The 23,463-nt window shown below is 65.6% G+C and carries 22 protein-coding genes and 1 other RNA gene; 10 read left to right on the forward strand and 13 right to left on the reverse strand.

Annotated elements, in window-relative coordinates; translation table 11 throughout:
- Nucleotide 1: 1 nt before the first annotated feature.
- Nucleotides 2-946, reverse strand: coding sequence for a hydroxymethylbilane synthase (gene hemC / locus P73_RS21125; protein ID WP_043871098.1), 945 nt, complete (start codon nt 944-946; stop codon nt 2-4).
- Nucleotides 947-1,061: 115 nt separating this feature from the next.
- Between hemC and hemE the strand changes: the two genes are divergently transcribed.
- Entirely contained in the window at nt 1,062-2,096 is a 1,035-nt protein-coding gene (gene hemE, locus P73_RS21130; protein ID WP_043871099.1) for a uroporphyrinogen decarboxylase, read from the forward strand.
- A 17-nt stretch (nt 2,097-2,113) separates the two neighbouring features.
- Here hemE and P73_RS25790 read toward each other — a convergent pair whose 3' ends face one another.
- Together P73_RS25790 and hemF are read right to left on the reverse strand one after the other, a co-directional pair.
- Complete coding sequence (locus P73_RS25790) at nt 2,114-2,674, reverse strand: hypothetical protein (RefSeq protein ID WP_139267081.1); 561 nt, start codon at nt 2,672-2,674, stop codon at nt 2,114-2,116.
- Between the two features lie 220 nt (nt 2,675-2,894).
- Entirely contained in the window at nt 2,895-3,776 is an 882-nt protein-coding gene (gene hemF, locus P73_RS21140; RefSeq protein ID WP_043872063.1) for an oxygen-dependent coproporphyrinogen oxidase, read from the reverse strand.
- Between the two features lie 139 nt (nt 3,777-3,915).
- Here hemF and P73_RS21145 point away from each other — a divergent pair, with 139 nt between their 5' ends.
- Nucleotides 3,916-4,290, forward strand: a complete 375-nt coding sequence (locus P73_RS21145; RefSeq protein ID WP_043871101.1) for a hypothetical protein — start codon at nt 3,916-3,918, stop codon at nt 4,288-4,290.
- A 9-nt stretch (nt 4,291-4,299) separates the two neighbouring features.
- Here P73_RS21145 and P73_RS21150 read toward each other — a convergent pair whose 3' ends face one another.
- Genes P73_RS21150 through clpS form a run of 3 tightly spaced genes read right to left on the reverse strand, consistent with a single transcriptional unit; the run spans nt 4,300 to nt 6,469 of the window.
- Nucleotides 4,300-5,115 (reverse strand): SDR family NAD(P)-dependent oxidoreductase, encoded by an 816-nt coding sequence (locus P73_RS21150; protein ID WP_043871102.1) that lies wholly within the window; start codon nt 5,113-5,115, stop codon nt 4,300-4,302.
- 31 nt (nt 5,116-5,146) lie between these two features.
- Entirely contained in the window at nt 5,147-6,127 is a 981-nt protein-coding gene (locus P73_RS21155) for a class I SAM-dependent methyltransferase (RefSeq protein WP_043871103.1), read from the reverse strand.
- A gap of 18 nt (nt 6,128-6,145) precedes the next feature.
- Nucleotides 6,146-6,469: an ATP-dependent Clp protease adapter ClpS gene (gene clpS / locus P73_RS21160; protein WP_174446931.1), complete on the reverse strand. Its 324-nt coding sequence runs from the start codon at nt 6,467-6,469 to the stop codon at nt 6,146-6,148.
- Nucleotides 6,470-6,609: 140 nt separating this feature from the next.
- Here clpS and P73_RS21165 point away from each other — a divergent pair, with 140 nt between their 5' ends.
- Together P73_RS21165 and P73_RS21170 are read left to right on the forward strand one after the other, a co-directional pair.
- Nucleotides 6,610-7,314 (forward strand): HAD family hydrolase, encoded by a 705-nt coding sequence (locus P73_RS21165; RefSeq protein ID WP_043871105.1) that lies wholly within the window; start codon nt 6,610-6,612, stop codon nt 7,312-7,314.
- 195 nt (nt 7,315-7,509) lie between these two features.
- Nucleotides 7,510-9,084: a D-alanyl-D-alanine carboxypeptidase family protein gene (locus tag P73_RS21170; RefSeq protein WP_043872064.1), complete on the forward strand. Its 1,575-nt coding sequence runs from the start codon at nt 7,510-7,512 to the stop codon at nt 9,082-9,084.
- 105 nt (nt 9,085-9,189) lie between these two features.
- Here P73_RS21170 and P73_RS21175 read toward each other — a convergent pair whose 3' ends face one another.
- The 5 genes from P73_RS21175 to P73_RS21195 form a co-directional block, all read right to left on the reverse strand.
- Nucleotides 9,190-10,797: an ABC transporter ATP-binding protein gene (locus P73_RS21175; RefSeq protein WP_043871106.1), complete on the reverse strand. Its 1,608-nt coding sequence runs from the start codon at nt 10,795-10,797 to the stop codon at nt 9,190-9,192.
- The gene (locus P73_RS21180; protein ID WP_043871107.1) at nt 10,794-11,900 is read right to left on the reverse strand and encodes an ABC transporter permease; all 1,107 of its coding nucleotides are present in this window, start codon (nt 11,898-11,900) and stop codon (nt 10,794-10,796) included. The genes P73_RS21175 and P73_RS21180 overlap by 4 nt, the downstream gene beginning before the upstream one ends.
- A complete protein-coding gene (locus tag P73_RS21185; protein ID WP_043871108.1) occupies nt 11,897-13,000 on the reverse strand; it encodes a microcin C ABC transporter permease YejB in 1,104 nt (367 codons plus the stop codon). Before P73_RS21185 ends, P73_RS21180 begins: the two co-directional genes overlap by 4 nt.
- Before the next feature lie 21 nt (nt 13,001-13,021).
- Nucleotides 13,022-14,896, reverse strand: coding sequence for an extracellular solute-binding protein (locus tag P73_RS21190; protein ID WP_043871109.1), 1,875 nt, complete (start codon nt 14,894-14,896; stop codon nt 13,022-13,024).
- Nucleotides 14,897-15,106: 210 nt separating this feature from the next.
- Nucleotides 15,107-15,628 (reverse strand): c-type cytochrome, encoded by a 522-nt coding sequence (locus tag P73_RS21195; RefSeq protein WP_043871110.1) that lies wholly within the window; start codon nt 15,626-15,628, stop codon nt 15,107-15,109.
- A 123-nt stretch (nt 15,629-15,751) separates the two neighbouring features.
- Here P73_RS21195 and P73_RS21200 point away from each other — a divergent pair, with 123 nt between their 5' ends.
- Nucleotides 15,752-16,582: a prephenate dehydratase gene (locus tag P73_RS21200; protein WP_043871111.1), complete on the forward strand. Its 831-nt coding sequence runs from the start codon at nt 15,752-15,754 to the stop codon at nt 16,580-16,582.
- 2 nt (nt 16,583-16,584) lie between these two features.
- On the opposite strand, the gene P73_RS21205 is transcribed toward P73_RS21200, so the two are convergent.
- Both P73_RS21205 and nudC read right to left on the reverse strand, forming a co-directional pair.
- The gene (locus tag P73_RS21205; protein ID WP_043871112.1) at nt 16,585-17,058 is read right to left on the reverse strand and encodes an SRPBCC family protein; all 474 of its coding nucleotides are present in this window, start codon (nt 17,056-17,058) and stop codon (nt 16,585-16,587) included.
- A 44-nt stretch (nt 17,059-17,102) separates the two neighbouring features.
- A complete protein-coding gene (gene nudC, locus P73_RS21210) occupies nt 17,103-18,053 on the reverse strand; it encodes an NAD(+) diphosphatase (RefSeq protein ID WP_043871113.1) in 951 nt (316 codons plus the stop codon).
- Between the two features lie 249 nt (nt 18,054-18,302).
- Here nudC and P73_RS21215 point away from each other — a divergent pair, with 249 nt between their 5' ends.
- From P73_RS21215 to ffs, 5 genes are all read left to right on the forward strand, one after another.
- A complete protein-coding gene (locus tag P73_RS21215) occupies nt 18,303-20,270 on the forward strand; it encodes a bifunctional 2',3'-cyclic-nucleotide 2'-phosphodiesterase/3'-nucleotidase (protein WP_043872065.1) in 1,968 nt (655 codons plus the stop codon).
- A gap of 353 nt (nt 20,271-20,623) precedes the next feature.
- Nucleotides 20,624-21,631 (forward strand): ABC transporter substrate-binding protein, encoded by a 1,008-nt coding sequence (locus P73_RS21220; RefSeq protein ID WP_043871114.1) that lies wholly within the window; start codon nt 20,624-20,626, stop codon nt 21,629-21,631.
- A gap of 52 nt (nt 21,632-21,683) precedes the next feature.
- Entirely contained in the window at nt 21,684-22,478 is a 795-nt protein-coding gene (locus P73_RS21225) for an ABC transporter ATP-binding protein (protein ID WP_043871115.1), read from the forward strand.
- Nucleotides 22,478-23,242 carry an ABC transporter permease gene (locus tag P73_RS21230; RefSeq protein ID WP_043872066.1) on the forward strand — a complete coding sequence of 255 codons (765 nt, stop codon included), beginning with the start codon at nt 22,478-22,480 and terminating at the stop codon, nt 23,240-23,242. The genes P73_RS21225 and P73_RS21230 overlap by 1 nt, the downstream gene beginning before the upstream one ends.
- A gap of 60 nt (nt 23,243-23,302) precedes the next feature.
- Nucleotides 23,303-23,399: signal recognition particle sRNA small type (gene ffs / locus P73_RS25210), an RNA gene on the forward strand.
- Nucleotides 23,400-23,463 lie beyond the last annotated feature (64 nt).

The following is a 23,463-nucleotide window of genomic DNA, read 5'->3' on the forward strand; positions in this document are numbered from 1 at the left end:
GTCATTTCCAGTCGAAAAAGCCCGGACCGGCGCGTTCGAGAAGCTTCGCCGCCATCTCGATCCCCATCTTCGCCCCATCCTCGACGGGTGCGGTCATGTCGTCGGCAAGGCTTTCCGATCCGTCCGTGCGCAGGATCTCCCCCCGCAGGCGGATCTGTCCGTCGACGATCTCCGCAAGCCCGGCGATCGGCGTCTGACACGAGCCGTCGAGCCTTGCGAGAAAGGCGCGCTCGCAGGCCATGAGAACGCCGGTTTCCTCGTGATGGATTGCGGCGAGCATCTCGGCCACCACGGTGTCGGCAGCCCGGTGCTCGATGGAGATCGCGCCCTGCGCGATGGCGGGCAGCATCTCCTCCGCCGTCACCGCCCGGCGCGGCACATCGTCCCTTCCGAGCCGGTTGAGCCCCGCCATGGCGAGGAAGGTCGCCTCGGCCACCCCGTCCTCGAGCTTCTGGAGCCGGGTCTGCACCGAACCGCGAAATTCCACCACCGTCAGGTCCGGTCGCCTGTTGAGAAGCTGCGCCTTGCGACGGAGCGAGGAGGAACCGACGACAGCCCCCTGGGGCAGATCGGCAAGCGCCTTGCCGTCGAGCGTGATGAATGCGTCGAACGGGTTCTCGCGCGGCAGAAAGGTCGAGAGCACCAGTCCCTCGGGCTGTTCCACCGACATGTCCTTTGTCGAATGCACGGCGATATCGACCTCGCCGGACAGGAGCCGCTCCTCGATCTCCTTGGAGAACAGACCCTTGCCCCCGAGTTCACGCAGGGAACGGTCCTGCACCCGGTCGCCGCGCGTCGAGATCGTGACGATCCGGAACGCCTCGAGCGGAAGGTCGAAGGCCGCCATCAGCCGTGCGCGCGCCTCCTCGGCCTGCGCGAGCGCGAGCGGAGAGCCACGGGTGCCGATCTTCAGCGGGTTGGCGGGGGTCGGGAGCGGTCTGGTCATGACGCCAAGGCTTACCTGCGGCGAATGGGCCTGACAAGCCGGGATCGGCCGCGCGCCGCTTGACAAAAGCGCGCAGGACAGAGACCAGTGCGGAAAGTCTGAACGGGAGGCCCGCATGAGCGACAAGACGATCCTGAAAGCCCTCAGAGGCGAGGTACAGAAGGTTCCGCCGATCTGGATGATGCGGCAGGCGGGGCGCTACCTTCCCGAATATCGCGCGACGCGGGCGGAGGCAGGCGATTTCCTGTCCCTGTGCTACAATTCCGACCTGGCGGCGGAAGTCACGCTCCAGCCGATCCGCCGCTTCGGCTTCGACGCGGCGATCCTGTTTGCCGACATCCTGCTGCTGCCGCAGGCGCTTGGCGCCGACCTGTGGTTCGTGACCGGCGAGGGCCCGCGCCTTTCCACGATCACGTCGGCGGACGACTTCTCCGGGCTCGCGACGAAAGACGACATCCACGACACGCTTGCGCCGGTCTACGAAACCGTCCGCATCCTGTCCCGCGAATTGCCGCGGGAGACGACGCTGATCGGCTTCGCCGGCGCGCCCTGGACGGTGGCGACCTACATGATCGCCGGCCGCGGAACGAAGGATCAGGGTCCGGCACATGCGTTGCGCGAAGGCAATGTGGCGCTGTTCGAGAAGATCATCGACCTGCTGACCGAAGCGACCATCGAATATCTCGACCAGCAGATCCGCGCCGGCGCCGAGGTCGTGAAGATCTTCGACAGCTGGGCCGGATCGCTCAAGGGCGAGGCTTTCGGGAAATACGCCGTGGAGCCCGCCCGTCGGATCACGTCAGAGCTCAAGACGCGCCATCCCGGCATTCCCGTGATTGGCTTCCCGCGCGAGGCGGGGGAAGGCTATATCGGCTTTCATGCAAAGACCGGCGTCGATTGCGTGGCCCTCGACGACAGCGTGACCCCCGAATGGGGCGCCGCGAATGTGCAGAAGGACGGCTGCGTGCAGGGCAACATGGCCTCGCGCCACATGGTCACGGGCGGACAGGCGCTGATCGACGAAGTCCGGCATATCCGGCAGGCCTTCTCGAAGGGGCCGCATATCTTCAACCTCGGCCATGGCATCACGCCGGACGCGGATCCCGACAATGTCAGCCTGATGATCGAGACGCTGCGCGAAACCGTCTGAACGACCTGCCCGCTGGCTCAGGCCCCGCGCCTTCCCGTCGTGTAGACCTGCCATTGGGCCGGACAATGCTCCCGCGCCCAATCGGCGATGCCATGCAGGATCTCGTATTTGCGGATCAGCGCGGGAAACGATCCGTCCCGCAGGCTGTCCCAGTCGAATTGCCCGATGAGCAGCACGCGCTTTTCCAGATCCGTCAGGTCGGCACGCAGAATGCGGGCATAGCGCCGCGTCAGGCGCTCCGCCTCATCGGCCTCGGAGGCTGGTGCCGCCTCGAGTTCATCGAGACAGTAGCGCAGAAAGTTGAAATAGGCGCCGGGCACCACCCGCTGCGCCGCCTCGCGGGTCTCCGCGGCGGCCAGCGCCTCCCGGCGGGTATCATCGGCAAGTATCTCCTGATGTGCCGCGAACCATCGCTGATGCCAGAACAGGAACTGGTCGTGGAACCGGCTGCGCAGGTGCAGTTCCTGCTGCGCGTGGAACTGCCGGACCTGCTGATTATGGGATCCGCCGCACGGGACAGCTCGCGTGTCTGCTCCTCGACACTGCGGCGCGTGAGAGCGAGCTCCTGGCGCTGCCATGCCAGAGAGACCAGAAATCCGACAAAGGCCAGTCCGCTGAACAGCGTGTTGAGCGTTCCCATGGCCTCGCCGAGACCGTTCCAGCCCAATTCCGCCGGCCCGTTCAGCGTGACGACCACATAGGCATTTACTGCGATCAGGACGACGACGGCGACCATCGCGAGCCAGACAAATCCCTTCATGACAAATCCGCCAACCCCTTGTTGAAACAGCGCCGCGCTCACACCCATTTCGCGAGCGGTGGCAGGCTCATCAGCACGGCATTCGCGTCATGGCCGGTTTCCAGCCCGAATTTCGTGCCGCGATCGTAGACGAGGTTGTATTCGGCATAAAGGCCGCGGTGGATGAGCTGCACATCCTTGTCCGCCTCGGTCCACGGCATGTCACGGCGCTTTTCCGTGACGCCGAGGAAGGCCGGAAGGAAGGCCCGTCCGACATCCTGGGTAAAGGCGAAATCGGCCTCCCAGTCGCCGCGGCTGTGATCGTCGAAGAAGATGCCGCCCACCCCGCGCGCACGGCCGCGGTGCGGGATGTAGAAATATTCGTCCGCCCAGGCCTTGAACCGGGGGTAATAGGTCGGGTCGTGGCGGTCGCAATGGGCCTTCTGCACGGCATGGAACGCCGCGGTGTCCTCGTCATATTCGATGCAGGGATTGAGGTCGGAACCGCCCCCGAACCACCAGGCATGCGGCGTCCAGAACATGCGGGTGTTCATGTGGACGGCGGGGGTATGCGGGTTCTGCATATGCGCGACGAGCGAGATGCCCGAAGCCCAGAAACGCGGATCCTCCGCCATGCCGGGAATGCCCTTGCGCGCCGCCATCGCCGCCTGCGCCCGCGCGCCAAGCGTTCCGTAGACGGTGGACACATTGACGCCGACCTTCTCGAACACCCGCCCGCCCCGCATGACCGACATGAGACCACCGCCGGCGTCGGAGCCGTCTTCGGATCTGCGCCGCGTCTCCGTCACCTCGAAACGGCCAGCGGGGGCGCCCGCGAAGGGGCCGGTCGCCTGGCTGTCCTCGAGCGCCTCGAAGGCGGCCACGATCTCGTCACGCAACGCGCGAAACCACGCCGCGGCGCGGGCTTTCTCGGCGTCCATCTCCTCGGTCGTCACGGGCTCTCCCTCCTCTATCGACGGCGCGCTCATGGGTATCAGCAATGCCTCCCTGCCCGCAAGAACCCTTCCCTCCCGACGGAAACACGCTATCGTCGCATATAAGACGAAAAGGAGACTCCCGATGCGCTGGCTCATCCCCCTCGCCCTGCTGCCGCTGCTTGCCGCCTGTTCGGAACGACAGATGTGCATTTCCCGCGCGACCAAGGATCTCCGCCAGGTGCAGAGGTTCGCCGAGGAGGCCGAAGGCAACCTGCGCCGCGGCTATGCGATCGAGGAGCGGCAGTATGTCGATTACGACTATCGTCCCTGCGGCAGGGACAAGGACGGCGACATCATCATGTGCCGCGAACGCGATGTGGAGACGCGGCGCGTACCGAAGTCGATCGACCTCGATGGCGAAGCCGCCAAGCTGCGGGCGCTGAGGAAGAAGGAAGCCCAGCTTCAGACCCAGGCGAATGCCGCCGTCGCCGCCTGTGTCCGGCAATATCCGGAATGACCGCCCGCCTCAGTGGCTGGGCACATGCACCGGATCCACCAGCGTGCGCCCGCCATCGACGGTCAGGATCTGTCCCGTCATGAAACCGGAGCAGTCCGAAACCAGGTATTGCACCGTCTCCGCGATGTCGGCCGCCGGGGCGACGCGGCCAAGCGGCGTTTTCGCGACGATGTTCTCGCGCAGGTCCGGGTTCTCGTTCAGCAGATCCCTCAGGCTCGCGCTCATCACCGAGCCGAAGGCGACCGCGTTCACACGGATCCGGTGCGGGGCGAGCGCGACGGCCATCGACCGCGTCATCTGATCGACCGCGGCGGAGGAAATCGAGAAGGCGAGGAGCTCCGGCTGGCAGCGCCGCGCGGCGATGGACGAGAGGTTGACGATCGAGCCGAGCACGCCCTCTTCCTCGCCCTCCACCTTTTCCGCGCGCTTGATCATCCATTTCGCGACCTGCTGGGTCAGGCGCAGCGACGTCATCAGGTTCTGGTCGAGCAGTTGGGCGACATTGTCCTCCTCGACGTTCAGCGGATCGCTCATCGCCACCTGGCGGGAGGCATTCACGAGAATGTCCACCCCATCGAAATTGTCGATGGTCGCGGAAAGGAGATTGGCGATGGTGAGCTTCTCGCGCAGGTCGCCGGCGAAATAGGCGACGGTGCGGTCTTCCGCCTCCGCCGCATCGCCGTACTGCGCAACGAGCCCCGCCTCGTCGATATCCGCGCACATGACATTCGCGCCCTGGGCCTCGAAATGACGCGCGATGGCGAGACCGACGCCGTTGGCCGCTCCGGTCACGATCGCGGTCTTGCCTGTAATGGAAAAGCTCATGGTGAGGGTCCTCGATGCTTTGACGCCCAGACTAGGCGCCCGTTGCGGTCCTGCGAAGGGGTTTCGTGGCGTGAAGCACCTTGAAGCCCGACGTGCCGCCGATCTCGGCAACCGTGCCGAAATGCGTGGCAAGCGTGGCCTCGTAGGGCAGGTGCCGGTTCGCGACCATCCAGAGCATGCCGTTCGGCGCCAACATGGTCGCGGCGGCCGCGATGAAGGCCTGCCCGAGCGCCGGGTCGGCGGCGCGCGAGCTGTGGAAGGGCGGGTTCATCACGACGGCGTCGAGCGGACGGGGCGGCGTGAAGCGGGTGGCGTCCTCCCAGTGGAAGACGGCGCGCGGATCTCCGATATTCTCCCGCGCACAGGCAAGGGCGGCGGCCTCCGCCTCCACCACATGCAGCACCTCCACGCCGTCGTGCGCGAGGATGTGGCGCGACAGATATCCCCAGCCCGCCCCGAGGTCCGCGACCGTGGGCGGCAGGCGTTCGGGCAGCGCCGCGACGAGCGCTTCGGACGCCTTGTCGATCCGGTCCGCCGAAAACACGCCGAACCGCGTGACGAACCCGTCGACAAGGTGAAGGGGGCCGGGGTCGGCCCAATCGGAAAAATCCCCGCCGCAAAAGGCGAAGGCCTTGCCATGGGCCTTGGACACCACCTGTTCCACAGGCACGCGCTTGCGAATGTCCTTGAGAAGGCTGTCGATGCCGTCGGTCTTCTGTCCGTCGACGATCACCCTCTCCCCGCGCCGGACCGCATCCGCGATCAGCGCGCGGGCCTCCGCCTTCGCGCGCGGCACCGCGACGAGTACGAGATCGAACTGTCCCTCCGGCGCGATCCGCGTGTCGTAGCCCTCTTTCGCGAAACTGTCGAAATCGGGTTTGAAGCCCTGCACGATCTGCACCTCCGCACCCTTGAGCACGCGTAGATCCGTACCCGCGCGCGGGCGGAAGACCACCACGCGACGGACCGGCGGCAGCGCGCCGAGGAGGAGGGGAAGCCTGTCGGAAAGCATGGCGAAAAGGCGCGCAGCCTATTCCTTTTCCATGGTGCATTGCAGCGGATGCTGATGCCGGCGGGAGAAGTCCATCACCTGCTGCACCTTCGTTTCCGCAATCTCGTAGGAAAACACCCCGACGACGGCGAGGCCCTTCTTGTGCACCGTCAGCATGATCTCGGTCGCGTGGGAATGCGAAATGCCGAAAAAGCGTTCGAGCACGAGCACCACGAATTCCATCGGCGTATAATCGTCGTTGAGCAGCAGGACCTTGTAGAGGGGCGGGCGCTTCGTCTTCGGACGTGTCTTGAGCGCGAGGCCGACGTCGCCGTCGTCATCGCTGTTGTCCTTGTCGGCCATCATGAGAGGCGAGAGTAACACGCTGTCGTCTCCGGTTCCTGCACTACGCGAAAAGCGGTGTCGCTTCGGCTCGTTATATAGAACCTTTCGCCGCCGAATAAAGAGGGTTATGCCCGAAGCGGCAAAGGAGACCTTACCACATGCCGGGAAAGATTTCGACGATCGCCTTCGATGCCGACGATACCCTGTGGGAAAACGAACAATTTTTCCGCATGACCCAGGCCCGGTTTGCCGATCTCCTTTCCGATTATTCCGAGCGCGCGCATCTTGCCGAACGGCTTCTCGCCGCCGAGCGCCGCAACCTCGGGCAATACGGATTCGGCATCAAGGGCTTTGTCCTGTCGATGATCGAGACCGCAATCGAGGTGACGGAGGAAAAGGTTCCCGCCGCGGTGATCCGCGAACTGATCGGCGCCGGGCAGGAAATGTTGCGCCATCCGATCCACCTGCTCGACGGTGTGGAGGAGACCGTGCGGATGCTGGCGGAGGATCACGACATCCTCCTCGTGACCAAGGGCGACCTGCTCGACCAGGAGCGCAAGCTCGCCCAGTCCGGCCTTGGCGATCTGTTCGACGGGGTGGAGATCGTCTCTGCGAAGACGCCCGCGGTCTATGCCGGGATCTTCTCGAGGCGCGGGCTCGCGCCCGCCGCCGCGGTGATGGTCGGCAATTCGATGAAGTCGGACGTCATCCCGCCAATCGAGGCCGGCGCCTGGGGCGTCCATGTCCCGCACGGTCTCACCTGGGAGATCGAACATGCCGAACCGCCCCTCGATCACCCGCGGTTTCGGCAGATCGAATCTCTCGCCCGCCTTCCAGATCTGGTCTCCGTGCTTGAAATGTAGGCACAGGGAAAAATTCTTTTCGGGCGCTTTTCAGCATGTGGTAGTAAGATGTTGCATCCCCACCAGATATGGGTTTTGCATTTTGGCAAGACCGAGATGCCCAAAAATTTCACGGTTTTCTCACTCCAAGTGCCGTGCTAGGCTCAAATAAACAAGTCGGGCATCCACGATCCGACCAGACGAGGCAGAGTTATGATGATGAGCGACGTGCAAGCGCGACGGTTTCCGCGTGCCGTTACGGGACGTGTTTTTCCCCTTCTTCTGATCACCTTCGCGATGGTCCTTGCGATGTCCGTTCGGGCAATCGCGGCAGAGTATGCGGCCTTAGTGATGGATGCGCGCAACGGGGAGGTGCTGCATGCGACCAATGCCGATACCCGCCTCCATCCCGCCTCCCTGACCAAGATGATGACGCTCTACATCGCCTTCGAGGCGATAGAGCACGGTGAGATCTCGCTCGACACGATGGTGACCGTTTCCGCCAAGGCCGCAAGCGAACCGCCCTCGAAACTCGGGCTGAAGGCCGGCCAGAAGATCAAGCTGCGCTATCTCATCCGCGCGGCGGCGGTGAAGTCCGCCAACGATGCGGCGACCGCCATCGGCGAGGCGATCGAAGGCTCCGAAGCGGCCTTCGCGCGGCGCATGAACCGCACGGCAAACGCGCTCGGAATGTCGCGCACGACCTTCAAGAACGCGCATGGCCTCACCGAATCCGGCCACCTCTCGACCGCCCGCGACATGAGCGTCCTCGGGCGGCACCTGTTCTACGACTTTCCGGAATATTACAACCTCTTCTCCCGGCAGAGCGCGGATGCCGGCGTGCGCACGGTGCATCACACCAACACGCGCTTCCTCCAGACCTATCAGGGCGCGGACGGGATCAAGACCGGCTACACCTCCGCGGCGGGCTTCAACCTCGTCGCCTCGGCGCATCGCGGCAACGAACGTGTCATCGCCACCGTCTTTGGCGGCCGTTCGACCGCGTCGCGCAATGCGAAGGTGGCGGAGCTGATGGACCTCGGCTTCAAGCGCGCGCAGACCAATGTCGCCGTCGCGAAACCCGCACGCCCGCCCTATCTCGGCAAGATGGGCGGCGGCACGATCACGGTGGCCGAAGGCGAGAAGGCGCCCAGCGTCGCCTCGAAAATCATTCGCGTGAACGTCACCGTGGCCAAGAGCCCCTGGCCGAAATACCGGCCGCTGCCGGAACTCGCGCCGGAGAGCGAGGAAATGCTGCTCGCGGCGTCCGACGACGTGCTGAACGCGCTGACCGAGGCCGAACAGGAGGCCGTGGTGCTCGCGGCGGCGACCGAAGCCACGGCGGCGGCGGCGGCGGAGGTTACGGCGGCGGTGGAGGAAGGGGACAGGGCGGAGACGGCGCGGGCGCAGATTGCGCCGATCCCGGCCATTGCCCCGACGTTGCGTCCGGAGACGGTGCAGCTCGCCTCCGTCGAGCCGACTGCGGCCGTCGTGTCGGCCGATCCGGTGCCGTCGACCGCGCCAGAGATCGTCACCCGGCTCTCCACCTCGGGCGACCGGCACTGGGGGATCAATATCGGCACCTATGGCACCGAGTACGAGGCCCGAAAAGAGCTTTTGAAAACAGCGCTTTCCGAGATCGAAATGCTCGATGGCGCGCTGCGCAAGGTGGTTCGCACCCCGCGCGGGTTCGATGCCAATTTCCTTGGCCTGACCGAAGATCTCGCGGCGATGACCTGCCGCCGGCTCGAGGCGCGGGGGGCGGAATGCGCGACGGTCGGGCCGTCCTGAACCGGGCGCAGGGCCGAAACGAGATGAGGCGCGGGGGCCGTCCCGCGCCTTTTTCGTGGTCAGACTTCTGTCGGACTTCCGTCCGACTTGCGTCGGGCACCGGGCTCAGACGCCCGCTCCCTCCTCGACCTTGAGATCGAAGGCCGCCGCGACGAGCGCGCGCGTGTAGGGATCCTTCGGCGCGTCGAAGATCTGGTCCGCCGTGCCGCTTTCCACCACGTCGCCCCGCTTCATCACCAGCACGCGATGCGACAGCGCGCGCACGACGCGCAGGTCGTGGGAGATGAAGAGATAGGCGAGACGGTGCGTGACCTGGAGCCTGCGCAGCAGATCGACGATCTGCACCTGCACCGTCATGTCGAGGGCGGAGGTCGGCTCGTCGAGCACCACGAGACGCGGCCGGAGGATCATCGCGCGGGCGATGGCGATGCGCTGGCGCTGGCCGCCGGAGAATTCGTGCGGATAGCGGTGGCGCGTCTCCGGGTCGAGCCCGACCTCGCGCATGATGTCGATCACCGCCTGCCCCTTCGAGGAGATGCCGGCAATCTTGTGCACGCCGAGCCCTTCCGCGATGATCTGTTCGACGGTCATGCGCGGGGAAAGCGAGCCGTAGGGATCCTGGAACACGATCTGCATGTCCGCGCGCAGCGGTTGCAGCTTGCGGTTGGACCAGCCCTGAACGTCGCGGCCCAGCACGACCACCGGCCCCTCCGACGAGATCAGGCGCATCATCGCGAGCGCGAGGGTGGTCTTGCCGGAGCCGGATTCGCCGACGATGCCGACGGTCTCCCCCTCGCGCACGGCGAAGCTCGCGGCGTTCACCGCCCTCACATAACCGGCAGTCCGGCGCAGGAGCCCGCGCTGGATCGGGAACCAGACGCGCAGGTCGGTGGTCTCCGCCACCACCTCCGCGCCCTCCGGCACCGGCTCAGGCCGGCCCGTCGCCTCGGCGGCCAAAAGCATCTGCGTATAGGGATGTTGCGGCGCGTCGAAGATCTCCGCGGTGGGGCCGCTTTCCACGATCTCTCCGTCCTTCATCACGCAGACGCGATCCGCAAACCTGCGCACGATGTTGAGGTCATGGGTGATGAAGAGCATCGCCATGCCCTCGTCGCGCTTGATGTCGGCGAGCAGGTCGAGGATCTGCGCCTGGATCGTCACGTCGAGCGCGGTGGTGGGTTCGTCCGCGATCAGGAGCTTGGGATTGTTGGCCAGCGCCATTGCGATCATCACGCGCTGGCGCTGTCCCCCGGACAACTGGTGCGGATAGGAGCCGAGCCGCTCCTCGGGCTGGAAGATCCCCACCCGATCGAGCAGTTCGAGGATGCGCGCACGCGCCGCCTTCCCGGTCATGCCCTGATGCAGCAGGAGCACTTCGGAGAGCTGCTTCTCGATCGTGTGGAGCGGGTTGAGCGAGGTCATCGGCTCCTGAAAGATGAAGCTGATGTCGTTGCCGCGCAGGTCGCGCAGCCGCTTCTCCGGCGTGCCGACGAGTTCCTCGCCGTCATAGGTGACCGATCCCGAGAGCACGGCGGTATCGGGCAGGAGATTGACCGAGGAGAGTGCGGTCACGGATTTGCCCGACCCGGATTCGCCCACGAGCGCGACCACCTCACCGCGTTCGACGGTGAAGGAGACGCCCCGCACGGCCTCGACGATCGCGCCGTCCTGGCGAAAGCCGACGCGCAGATCCCTGTATTCCAGAAGGCTCATCGAAAGGTCTTTCTCGGGTCGAAGGCATCGCGCACGCCCTCGAAGACGAAGACGAGCAGCGACAGCATGATCGCGTAGGTGAAGAAGGCGGTGAAGCCGAGCCACGGCGCCTGAAGGTTCTGTTTCGCCTGAAGCGTCAGTTCCCCGAGCGACGGGTAGGACGACGGAAGTCCGAAGCCGAGGAAGTCGAGCGAGGCCAGCACGCCGATATTTCCCGTCACGATGAAGGGCAGCATGGTCAGGGTCGCGACCATCGCGTTCGGGAGCATGTGGCGGAACATGATCGTCCAGTTGCCGACGCCGAGCGCGCGTGCGGCGCGGATGTATTCGAAATTGCGCGCGCGCAGGAATTCGGCGCGCACCACGCCCACGAGGGCCGTCCAGCCGAAGAGGATGGTAACGAAGACGAGGAGCCAGAAACTTCGCCCGAGGATCGCGAACAGGATGATGATGACGTAGAGCGAGGGCATTGCGCCCCAGATCTCCAGCACCCGCTGGAAGATGAGGTCGGTGCGCCCACCGAAATAGCCCTGGATCGCGCCGGCGACGATGCCGACGAGGGAGGAGACGACGGAGACGACGAGGGTGAACAGCACCGAGAGGCGGAAGCCGTAGATCACCCGCGCGACCACGTCGCGTTTCGTGTCGTCCGTGCCGAGCCAGTTCTGCGACGTGGGCGGCGAGGGGGCGGCGCCCGGCCCCTCCACCTGGGTGTTGAAGGAATAGGGGATGAGCGGCCATAGGAGCCAGCCCTTCTCCACCGGCTCTCCGGCGAAGTCCCCGTCCGCCGCATCGGCCATCACGCCCTCCGGGTCGTCGAAACAGTCGACGAGCCCGCCGGTCCGGATGAGGCATTCCACTTCGGCATAGCGATAGACGGCCTCGGTGCGGAAATCGCCGCCGAAGGTCGTCTCCGGGTAGAAGTTGAAGATCGGCGTGTAGAACTCGCCGCGATATTTCACGAGGATCGGCTTGTCGTTGGCGATGAATTCGGCAAAGAGCGACAGGCCGAACAGGATGCAGAAGACGATGAGAGACCAGAAGGCCCGGCGATTGGCGCGGAAGTTACGCCAGCGGCGCTGGTTGAGCGGCGACAGTCTCATGTGTCCCTCTTCTCGAAGTCGATGCGCGGATCGACGAAGACATACATGAGATCCGAGAGGATCCCGACCAGAAGGCCGATGAGGCCGAAGAAGAAGAGTGTGCCGAAGATCACCGGATAGTCGCGTTGCAGCGCCGCCTGATAGCCGAGGCGCCCGAGCCCGTCGAGGGAGAAGAGCGTCTCGATGATCACCGAGCCGCCGAAGAAGACGGCGAGGAAGAGGCCCGGAAAGCCCGCGATCACGATGAGCATGGCGTTACGGAAGACATGGCCGTAGAGCACCCGGCGTTCCGACAGGCCCTTGGCCTTGGCGGTGACGACATATTGCTTGCGGATCTCGTCGAGGAAGGAATTCTTCGTCAGCAGCGTGAGGGTCGCGAAGGAGGAGATCACCGAGGCCGTCACCGGCAGGGCAATGTGCCAGAGGTAGTCGAGGATCTTGCCCAGGAGCGACATCTGGTGCCAGTCGGGCGAGGTCAGGCCGCGCAGCGGGAAGATCTGCCAGTAGGAGCCGCCGGCGAAGAGCACGAGCAGCATGATCGCAAAGAGGAAGCCGGGGATCGCATAGGCGGCGATGATGATGCCCGAGGTCCAGCTGTCGAAGGAGGAGCCGTCGCGGACCGCCTTGCGGATGCCGAGGGGGATCGAGACGAGATAGGAGATCAGCGTCGACCAGAGGCCGAGGCTGATGGACACGGGCAGCTTGTCCCAGACGAGATCGAGCACGCCCTCGGAGCGGAAATAGCTCTGTCCGAAATCGAAGCGCATGTAGTTCCACATCATCGTGAGGAAGCGTTCGAGCGGCGGCTTGTCGAGGCCGAACTGGCGTTCGAGATCGGCGATGAATTCGGGCGGGAGGCCGCGCGAGCCCACGTATTTTCCCTCGTAGCCGTTCGGGGAGGACTGTGTCTGCGGGGCACGGCCGGCATCGCCCGAGCCGCCGGAGAGGGTTGAGAACACGTCGCCCTCGCCCTGGATGTTGGCGAGCACCTGCTCGACGGGGCCGCCGGGCACGAATTGGGTCAGCACGAAATTGATGATCATGATCCCGAGCAGGGTCGGGATGATCAGCAACAGGCGCCGCAGGATATAGGCTCCCATAGGGGCGTCGTCCTCTCGGGTCTATTTCAGCGCGCCGGCCGCGCGCAGCTCCGCCGCCTTGTCCGCGTTATACCACCAGAAGTCCAGATAGCCGAGATCGTAGGCGGGCATCTGCTCGAGCGGGGGATGGTCGTACATGTCGTAATAGGCGACCCAGTAGCTGTCGTTGTAGTAGGTCGGAACCATGAAATAGTCGTAGCGCATGACCCGATCGATGGCGCGCACGGCGGCGGTCATGTCGTCGTAGGTCTCCGCCCGGATCACCTCCTCGATCAGCCTGTCCACGGCCTCGCGGCTGTAGCCCGCCGGGTTGAAGATGTCGTTGACCTCCTTGGAGCCGTATTTCTGCTGCATCCCCGCGCCCTCCTCGAGGCCGCTCTGGTAGCCGTCGTAGATCATGTCGTAATCGAAGGCCTGGCGTCGGGCCTGGTACTGGCTGGGGTCCACGCGGTTATAGCGCGCCTCGACGCCCAGCGCCTGAAGGTTCTCGACATAGGGGATGAAGATGCGGTCGAAGCTGGGGTTGGCGCTGAGGAATTCGAGGGTGAAGGGCCGCCCCTCGGCGTCGCGCAGCTTGCCGCCGCTGCCGGGAGTGTAGCCCGCTTCCTCCATCAGAGCGAGTGCCTGGCGCAGGTTGCGCCGGTCGAGGGACCGGTCGCCCGAGCTGTGCGGCATCTGCGCCTCCTCGGTGAAGATCTCCTCGGGCAGGAGGTCGCGCACGCCTTCGAGATAGTCGAGCTCGCGCCCGTCGGGCAGGCCCTCGGCCATCAGCGGCGAGTTCTGCCAGAAGCTCTCCCGCTGCGCAAAGAGCCCGTATTGCAGCGCATCGTTGGTCCAGGTGAAGTTATACATCAGCCCGAGCGCGAGGCGCAGGTTCCGGTCGGCGAACTTCTCGCGGCGCATGTTGAACACGAAACCCAACGCGTTCGGCACATTGCCGTCGGGCAGCTCGGCTTTCACCACGGAGCCGTTGTGGACCGCCGGAAAATCGTAGCTCGTCGCCCAGTTGATCGAAGAATTCTCGAGCCGGAAGGTGATCTCCCCCGCGGCGAAGGCCTCGAGGGCGAGATTGGTATCGCCGAAATAGACGATGCGGATGCGGTCGTAATTCTGCCTGCCCCGCTTCAGCGGATGGTCCAGGCCCCAGTAGTCGGGGTTGCGCCGATAGGCGACCCATTGGCCGGCATCGTAGCCGTCGAGCATGTAGGCCCCGGTGCCGGGGGAGACCTGGTAACGCTTTTCATCGAGCCGCGCGCCGGTCTCGTCGAACCATTTCTTCTGCATCACGATCGTCGCACCGGCCTGACCGATCAGCCCGTTGCGCGGGATGTCCGGGGCGAAGGTGAATTTCACCGTATGCGCGTCGAGCGCCTCGACATCGGTGATCATCGCGCTGACGCCGCTGCGCCAGGAGGGCGTGCCCTCCGCGATGAACTTCTTGTGGGTGAAGACCACGTCTTCGGCGGTCATCGGCGTGCCGTCCGAAAAGGTCACGTCGTCGCGCAGGTGGAAGATCACCCATTCCTGGCTCTCGGGATATTCGATGGTCTCGCAGAGCAGGCAGTAGGAGGCCGCCTTGGCCTCGTCCGCCACGCTTTCCATCAGCCGCTCGTAGGGCATGGAGGACAGCATGGCAGGCGAGCCGGTCAGGGTCGCGAAGGGGTTCATGCTGTCGAAGGAGCCGACCGTGCTCAGCACGATCTCCCCGCCCTTCGGCGCGTCGGGATTGACATAGTCGAGATGGTCGAAGGGCTCTTCGTATTTCGCCTCGCCCCAGTCGGAGAACCAGGTGGCCGTGATGGTCGTCTCGTCCTCCTGCGCTCTTGCCGCGGCGGAACTCAGGGCGAGAACGGCGGCGACGGATGCCAGAGCGCGCAGGGCGGGGCGGGTGTTCATGAAAGGACCTCCGGATGTCGTTCTGAAAACGCCTTGGCGGGACGACGTTGCGCCCGCACCTCGCGGATGACGGTAAAGCGCGCGGGTCGCGATTTGCAAGTTACATGAGGTCGAAATTGCGTGAGCCGGCGTCGCCTATCGCCCCCCGGCGCAAAAAGAAACCCCGCCGGCGCGCTCCGGCGGGGTTTTCGTTCTCCGGCGGGAGAGGGCTCAGCCGCCGAGGGACTGGAGATAGGCGACGACATCGGCACGATCCTCGATCTTGTTCAGACCGGCGAAGGACATCTTCGTGCCCGGCACGATGCCTTTCGGGTCGGCGAGGAATTCGTTGAGCGCATCCGGCGTCCAGTCGCCGCCATGCGACACCATGCCGTCGGAATAGGCGAAGCCGTCGACCGAGGCGACAGCGCGCATGACCACGCCGTCGAGATGCGGGCCGGTGCCGTTGCTGCCGTCGAGCTTGTGACACGCCCTGCACTTGTTGAACACCTTTTCGCCGGCGGAGGCGTCGGCGGAGGCGAGCAGTTCCTCGAAGGACACCTCGGCCTCTTCCTCGGCCGGCGCTTCCTCCCCCTCCTCGGTCGGGATCACGTAGGCCTGAACCGTCTCGCCGTCATGACCGGTCGCGTCCATCGCGTAGATGGAGTCGGCGGCCCAGTTGCCAAGAAGGAAGATCAGAAGGGTGCCGCAGACGCCACCCACGGTCTTGGTAAGGGTCATAGTGTCGAACATGTCGCGTTCCGTTCATATAGGTTCGTCGCGCGCTATGTATCCGCTTCCCCTCCTTCATTTCAAGGTATAAGACCCTTTCCCGCGCAGTTTCGCGCAAATTGTCATGGGCAGGGAGGGGCCGTCATGCGCCAGTTCATCGCATTTCAGGGCGAACCGGGATCCTATTCCCATCAGGCCTGCGTCGAAGCCCGGCCCGACCACGACCCGCTGCCCTGCCCCACCTTCGAGGATGCGCTGGAGGCGGTCCGTTCGGGCAAGGCCGCGCTCGGCATGATCGCGGTCGAGAATTCGACCTACGGCCGGGTTCAGGACGTCTACCACCTCCTGCCGGAGTCGGGGCTGCATATCATCGGCGAGACCTTCGTGCGGGTGCATGTGAACCTGCTTGGGCTTCCGGGCACGACCCTGCCGGAGATCCGGGAGGTGCGTGCGATGTCCGTGCTGCTCGGCCAGGCGCGCGGCTTCGTGCGCGAGCACGGGCTGGCGACGGTCAACTGGTCCGACAACGCCGCCGCGGCGCGGTCGGTGACGGAAGAGGGCCGGCCCGAAATCGGCGCCTTCGCCTCCGAGCTCGCGGCGGAGATCTTCGGCCTCGACGTGCTGGCGCGGCATGTCGAGGATCACGAGCTCAACACCACGCGCTTTCTCATCATGGCGCGCGAGCCCGATTACACGCGCCGCGCGGACAAGATGGTCACCGCCTTCATGTTCCGGGTGCGCAACATTCCCGCCGCGCTCTACAAGGCGCTCGGCGGCTTCGCGACCAACGGCGTCAACATGACCAAGCTCGAAAGCTACATGGTCGACGGCGCTTTTACCGCAACGCAGTTCTATGCCGATATCGAGGGCCATCCCGAAGACGAGAACGTGAGCCTCGCGCTCGACGAGCTGCGCTTCTTCACGGAGATGGTGGAGATCCTCGGCGTCTATCCCGCCGATCCGCGCCGCATCTGAGATCAGGGGCGGGGCGCCCCGGCATAGTCCTCCGCCACCGCCTCGCAGAACCTCGTGACGCGCCGTTCGAAGCGTTTCTGGAACGTATTCTTGGCGAATTTGACCGATTGCACGAGGATGCGCGCCGACAGCGTCCGTGGCCGCACGTCATAGCCGAAGGTGAGCCGCGTGCGCCGGGGCGAGAGGGCGAGCAGCTCGGCGCTGAGCAGCATGTCGAGCCCGCCGGACTGCGCCCGCGCGGCGATCGCGTTCGGCACGTCGAATTCGCTTACCTGCGCCTCGACATCGCGCAGCTTGCCGCGGAACGGCACCCTGATCCGCCAGCCCGCGCCGAGGCCGCGCCCCTGCTGCGGCGCCTTGCGCGCGACCTCGATCCCGTGACGCATGGCCTGGCGTTCCATGCCCTCGAAGTCGCTCAGGCGCTCGAAGACATATGCGGCGGGGGCGTCGATATCCTGACGGGTGGAGAATTTCATCCATGCCTACCTGTGGTTCAGCCCCGCAATGGTATCCCGCCGGCTCAGCGGTCCGCAAGCCATGCGTTCATGAGAAATTGAGCCAAAGCGCCGCGGCGCGGGGGCGCAATCTCGGGGTGGCGCCCGGCCATCGCACGGGCGAGATCCTCGCGCCGGACCCAGCGCGCATCTTCGATTTCCGTCCTGTCGATCGCGATCTCCGTGCCGAGCGCCTCGGCCCGGCAGCCGAGCATGAGCGAGGCGGGGAAGGGCCAGGGCTGGCTCGCGACGTAGGACACGGCACCGATGCGCACGCCCGCCTCCTCGAACACCTCGCGGCGCACCGCGGCCTCGACCGGCTCTCCCGGCTCGACGAATCCCGCGAGCAGCGAATACATCCGCTCCGGCCAGGTCTCGTTGCGGCCGAGCAGCACGGAATTGCCATGCGTCACAAGCATGATGACGACGGGATCGGTGCGGGGAAAATGCGGCGCGGCGCAAGCCGGGCAATCCCGCCGCCATCCGCCCTCGACCCGCAGGCTGCGCGTCCCGCATGTGGCGCAAAAGCCGTGCCGGGCGTGCCATTCGAGGATGCCGCGGCCGGTGGCCGCCACCTCCGCCTCCCAGGGATCGAGAAGGGCCATCACGCTGCGCAATTCGCGGAAGGCGGCGTCCGGCACCCTGTCGCAGCGCATCTCCGCGGCCGTCCAGGGTGTCGCCTCCGCCGCGGCCGGCGCTGCGGCGGCGGGCCAGTGGCTCACATCGACGGCGAAGACGGGCGCGCCGGCCGTGGCGAGGCCGAGGAAGACCCGTTCCTCCGTGCCGTCGAAGAGCGGGCCCTGCGCGGCGTGGAGCGCGAGGCCGCCGCCGTCGCGCAGCAGGGGCAACATGCGCCAGAACGGGAGCGCGCGCGCCTCTGCCGCCTCCCAGAGGAGGGGCGCGCGGGCGCGCAGATGCGCGGCACGATCAAGGGTTCCGGCCGCGAAGGTCACCGGATCGGGGAGTCGGCTGATCATGCTCCTGCATAGGCCGGGCGGGCGCGGCTCGCCAAGCGGGCGCCTGGGTCCGGACGACGCTTTGCCGGCGCGGCTGTTGCCGTCCTGCGACATGGCGGACAGGCGGCGGAGGGGCCGAAACCGTTTGCGCGACGCCGGGACCTGGGTCATCCTGTGCCTGTCATGGGGATGTCTTGTGACCGGATGAGAGTTGCGCCACCGCCACGAGACGGGCGGGCGCGACAGGAAAGGACGTGCAGGATGGACGACATGACCCGAGGAATGAACCGCCGGAACTTTCTTTCCGGTACGATCGCAGGAACTGCCTTGATTGCCCTTCACCCCTTTTCCGCGCGCGCGGCCGCCAACCAGGCCCATCTGCGGATCATGGAAACGACGGATCTGCATGTCCATGTCTTTCCCTACGATTACTACGCCGACAGGCCGGTGGACACGGTCGGCTTGGCCCGCACGACGGCACATATCGAAGCCGTGCGCGCGGAGGCGACGAACGCGCTGCTCGTCGACAACGGCGATTTCCTCCAGGGCAATCCGATGGGCGACTATATCGCCTATGAGCGGGGCATGAGGGAGGGCGACATGCACCCGGTCATCGCCGCGATGAACACCGTGGGCTTCGACGCCTCGACGCTCGGCAATCACGAATTCAACTACGGGCTTGATTTCCTGGTGAAGTCGCTCGCCGGCGCGGAGTATCCTGTCGTTTCCGCCAATGTCGTCAGGAAGAGGGGCGCGAGCCCGCGCGAGGACGAGACCCTCGTGCCGCCCTATGTCATCCTCGACCGCGAGATCACCGATGGCGCGGGCGACACCCATCCGATCAGGATCGGCCTCATCGGCTTCGTGCCGCCGCAGATCATGCTGTGGGACCGCAAGAACCTCGAAGGCAACGTGGAGGCGCGCGACATCGTCGAGACCGCCCGCGCCTATCTGCCCCAGATGAAGGAGGAGGGCGCCGATATCGTGATCGCGCTGAACCATTCGGGCATCGGCGCGGCCGAACACCGCGAGGGGATGGAGAACGCCTCCGTCCCGCTCGCCGCGGTGGCGGGCATCGACGGGCTGATGACGGGGCATTCGCATCTCGTCTTTCCCTCTCCCGATTTCGACGGCATGGCGGCGGTGGACGCGGCCAAGGGCACGATCCACGGCAAGCCCGCGGTGATGGGCGGCTACTGGGGGTCGCATCTGGGCGTGCTCGACCTGCTGCTCGAATACGAGGGCGGGACGTGGCGCGTGGTCACCAGCGCGGTGGAGACGCGCCCGATCTACGACCGCGGCGAGGACCGCTCCGTCACGCCGCTGGTGGAGAGCGTCGCGCCGGTTCTCGCCTCGGTGCAGGACGTGCACGAGGAGACCCTCGCCTATGTCCGCCGCGCGGTGGGGAAGACGGCGGCACCGCTGCATTCCTATTTCGCGCTGGTGGCCGACGATCCTTCGGTCCAGATCGTGTCGAACGCGCAATCGTGGTATATCGCCGAGATGATGGCGGGGACGGAGCACGAGGGCCTTCCGATCCTTTCCGCGGCGGCGCCGTTCAAGGCGGGCGGACGCGGCGGGCCGGATTATTACACCGACGTGCCGGTGGGCGATGTGGCGATCAAGAATGTCGCCGACCTCTACCTCTATCCGAACACGATCCGCGCCGTGCGCATCACCGGCACGCAGCTCAGGGGGTGGCTCGAACGGTCGGCGGGCATGTTCAACCAGGTCGCGCCCGGCGCGACCGACGCGCCGCTGCTGAACCCGGACTTCGCCTCCTACAATTTCGACGTGATGGACGGCGTGACCTATCGCATCGACATCAGCCAGCCCGCCCGGTTCGACCGGGACGGCAACGTGGTGAACGCGGAGGCGGCGCGGATCGTCGATCTCGCCCATGAGGGAGTGCCGGTGACCGACGGGATGGAATTCATCGTCGCGACGAACAATTATCGCGCGGGCGGCGGCGGCAGCTTTCCCGGCGCGGACGGCTCCACCATCGTCTTTGAAGGGCCGGACACGAACCGCGACATCATCGTGCGGTACATCGTCGAGATGGGCACCATCGACCCCAAGGCGGACAACAACTGGTCGCTCGCCCCGCTCGGCGGAGCCACGGTGCTGTTCGAGACGGGGCCGGCGGCGCGACCCCATCTCGCCACTCTCGACGGCCTCACCATCGAGGATGCCGGGGAAGGGGCGAACGGCTTCGCGCAGTTCCGCATCGCCCTCTGATCCGCCGGGCAGGTTTCCCCGGCGTGTTGGAGACGCGGCGCCGGGCCTCCAACATGCGGGGAACCCGCCATCGGACGGCGCCTTGGCCCGTTCCTGTCGCGGCGGGAGCGGCCCCCTTTCCGTCTCAAGGCCATGATCCACGCGCCCTGTGGCACCGGGCGTGACGGCGCCGGTCCCGGACCTGCCCCGCCGTCCCGGCGGGTGGCCGCCTTTCGTTTACCAAATGGGCAAATCTTGACTCTTCTGCAAGTTTTTTGATCAGCGCGCGGGATCGGATCGGGAAGTTCCCGCGCCGATCTCGCCGCCGTCCCGGCGAGCGGTCAGAGTGGAGCCGAACAATCCAGGGGAGCCAAATGTTCACGAAACCCATTCCGATCCTCGCCACCCTCGTCCTCGGCGCGACGGCGGCCCATGCCGAAACCGCGATGTCCTTCGCCCTCGACTGGAAATTCGAGGGCCCGGCGGCGCCCTATTTCGCGGCGCTCGAACAGGGATATTTCGCCGACAAGGATCTGACGGTGGAGATCTCTGCCGGCCAGGGCTCGCTCGACGCGATCCCGAAAGTGGCCACCGGCGCCTTTCCCGTGGGCTTTGCCGACATCAACTCCCTCATCAAGTTCCTCGACCAGAATCCCGGCGCGCCGGTGACCATGGCGATGATGATCTACGACGCCCCGCCCTTTGCCATCGTCGGGCGCAAGTCGCTGGGCGTCGAGGAGCCGAAGGATCTCGAGGGACGGGTGCTCGGCGCGCCGCCGCCCGATGGCGCCTGGGCGCAGTTCCCGATCTTCGCCGCCGCCAACGACCTCGACATGGAGGCGATCACGGTGGAGCCGGTGGGCTTCCCGACGCGCGAGCCGATGCTCGCGGAGGGCAAGGTCGATTCGGTCACGGGCTACAACTTCTCCTCCTACCTGAACCTCGCCCGGCTCGGCGTGCCGGAGGAGGACATCTCCACGATCATGATGAGCGATTACGGTGTCGACCTCTACGGCAACGGCATCATCGTGAACACCGACTTCGCCGCGGAGAACCCGGAGGCGGTCCGCGGCTTTCTCGAAGCCGTCGCGATGGGCTGGAAGGATGCGGTGGCCGATCCGGTGGCCGCGGTCGAATACATGGTGAAATACAACCCCGCCTCGGATGTCGAGCTGGAGACCCGGCGCCTCGAACTGGCGCTCGAGGGCAATGTGCTGACCGATTACGTGCTCGAGAACGGGCTGGGCGCGGTCGACACGGAGCGGCTCGCGGGATCGCTCGAACAGCTCAAGATGGTCTACGAGTTCAATGCCGAGCCGGATCCGGCCCTGTATTTCACCGACGAGTACCTGCCTTCCGCGGATGTCCGGATGCTCAAGTGAGGCCATGTGCCGGGCGGGGATCTCCCGCCCGTCCTCCATCAGGCAAGGTAGAATGACGAACCTCATAGACATCCGCGGCGTGACCCACGCCTACAAGACCGACAAGGGCCCCCTGCCCGTTCTCGACGATCTCAACATTTCGGTGCCAGAAGGCGATTTCTGCGCCGTGGTCGGCCCCTCGGGCTGCGGCAAATCCACGCTCACGCGGCTCGTCGCAGGGCTGATGAAGCCCGACACGGGCGAGGTCTGGCTCCATGGCGAGCGCGTGGTCTCGCCGCGGTCGACGGTCGGCATGGCGTTCCAGAACCCGGTGATGCTCGAATGGCGCACGATCCTGCAAAACGTGCTCCTGCCGCTCGAGATCGTGCCGAACAAGATGAGCCGGAAACAGAAGGAGGACCGCGGGCGGGAGCTTCTGGCGCTCGTCGGGCTCGAGGGATTCGAGGACAAGCGGCCCTCGGAGCTTTCGGGCGGGATGCGCCAGCGCGCCTCGCTGTGCCGCGCGATCGTCCACAAGCCCGACGTCCTGATCATGGACGAACCCTTCGGCGCGCTCGACGCCTTCACCCGCGAGGACCTGTGGCAGACCATGCATGCGCTCAGGGCCGAGGAGCCCTTTACCGGCGTGCTCATCACCCATGACCTGCGCGAGAGCGTCTATCTCGCCGACGAGGTGATCGTGCTTTCGGGACGGCCGGCGACGGCGCAGCATGTGGAGAACGTGAAGCTCGGGGGTCGTACCGATCTCGAGGTGCTCTACACCCAGGAGGCAACCGAGATCCTGCATCGGCTGCGCCACCAGATCGAGATCGCCCAGGGCCGGGCGACGGACGAGAAAGCCGCATGATGAAGACCTTTCGCCGGATCGCCACCCCGACCATCGCCATCCTGATCTTTCTCGTGCTCTGGGAATTCGTCGTCTGGGTGAACCAGTGGCCGAATTACAAGATGGCATCGCCCTCCGACCTCCTGCCGGCCTACACGAAATACTGGAACCTGTTCCTGATCTACGGCTGGCAGACCCTCTGGCGCACCGTCATCGGCCTGCTGCTCGCGGTGGTCGTGGGCACGCTGATCGGCATGGTGATGGGATTTTCGCGCACGATGCGGGACGCGATCTATCCGTTGCTCGTGGGGTTCAACGCCATTCCGAAGGCGACCGTCGTGCCGGTCATCGCGCTGATCCTGATCGGCCAGCACGACCTGAACACGGTGCTGATCGCCTTCATGATCTCGTTCTTCCCGATCTCCGTCGCGGTCGCCATCGGGCTGTCGACGCTGGAGCCGGAATATCGCGATATCCTGCGTTCCCTCGGCGCGTCGAAATGGACGATCTTCTGGAAGATCGCCCTGCCGAAGACGCTGCCGGAATTCTTCGGGGCGCTGAAAGTGTCGGTGACGCTCGCCTTCATCGGCACGAACCTCATGGAGATCGTGGAGCCGCACGGGCGCGGACTCGGCCATCTGTTCGATTCGGGGAAGATCAACGCCGACTACCCGCTGATGTTCGCGGTGCTGATCGCCCTCGCCTTCCTCGGGATCGTGCTCTACTACATCGTGGTCGGGCTCGAGAAGATCTTCGCGGGCTGGGCGGAGCGTCCCCAGGGCTGAGCGCAGACCAGCGCGGGCCGGGACTTGCGTTCCCGGTCCGTCGCGACTATGTAACCCCTCGAGAGGTTGGCGCGGGCGAGCACCTCGCCAACCCGGTCAGGTCCGGAAGGAAGCAGCCGTAACGAGTCCCGCTTGGGTCGTTGTCCAGCCTCTCACCCTTCCCCTTCGTGCCACTGTTCCGCGCTGCGCCGCCGTTCGGGTCTTGTTCTTATGCCCGCAGG

The sequence above is a fragment of the Celeribacter indicus genome, assembly GCF_000819565.1.
Lineage (GTDB): Bacteria > Pseudomonadota > Alphaproteobacteria > Rhodobacterales > Rhodobacteraceae > Celeribacter > Celeribacter indicus.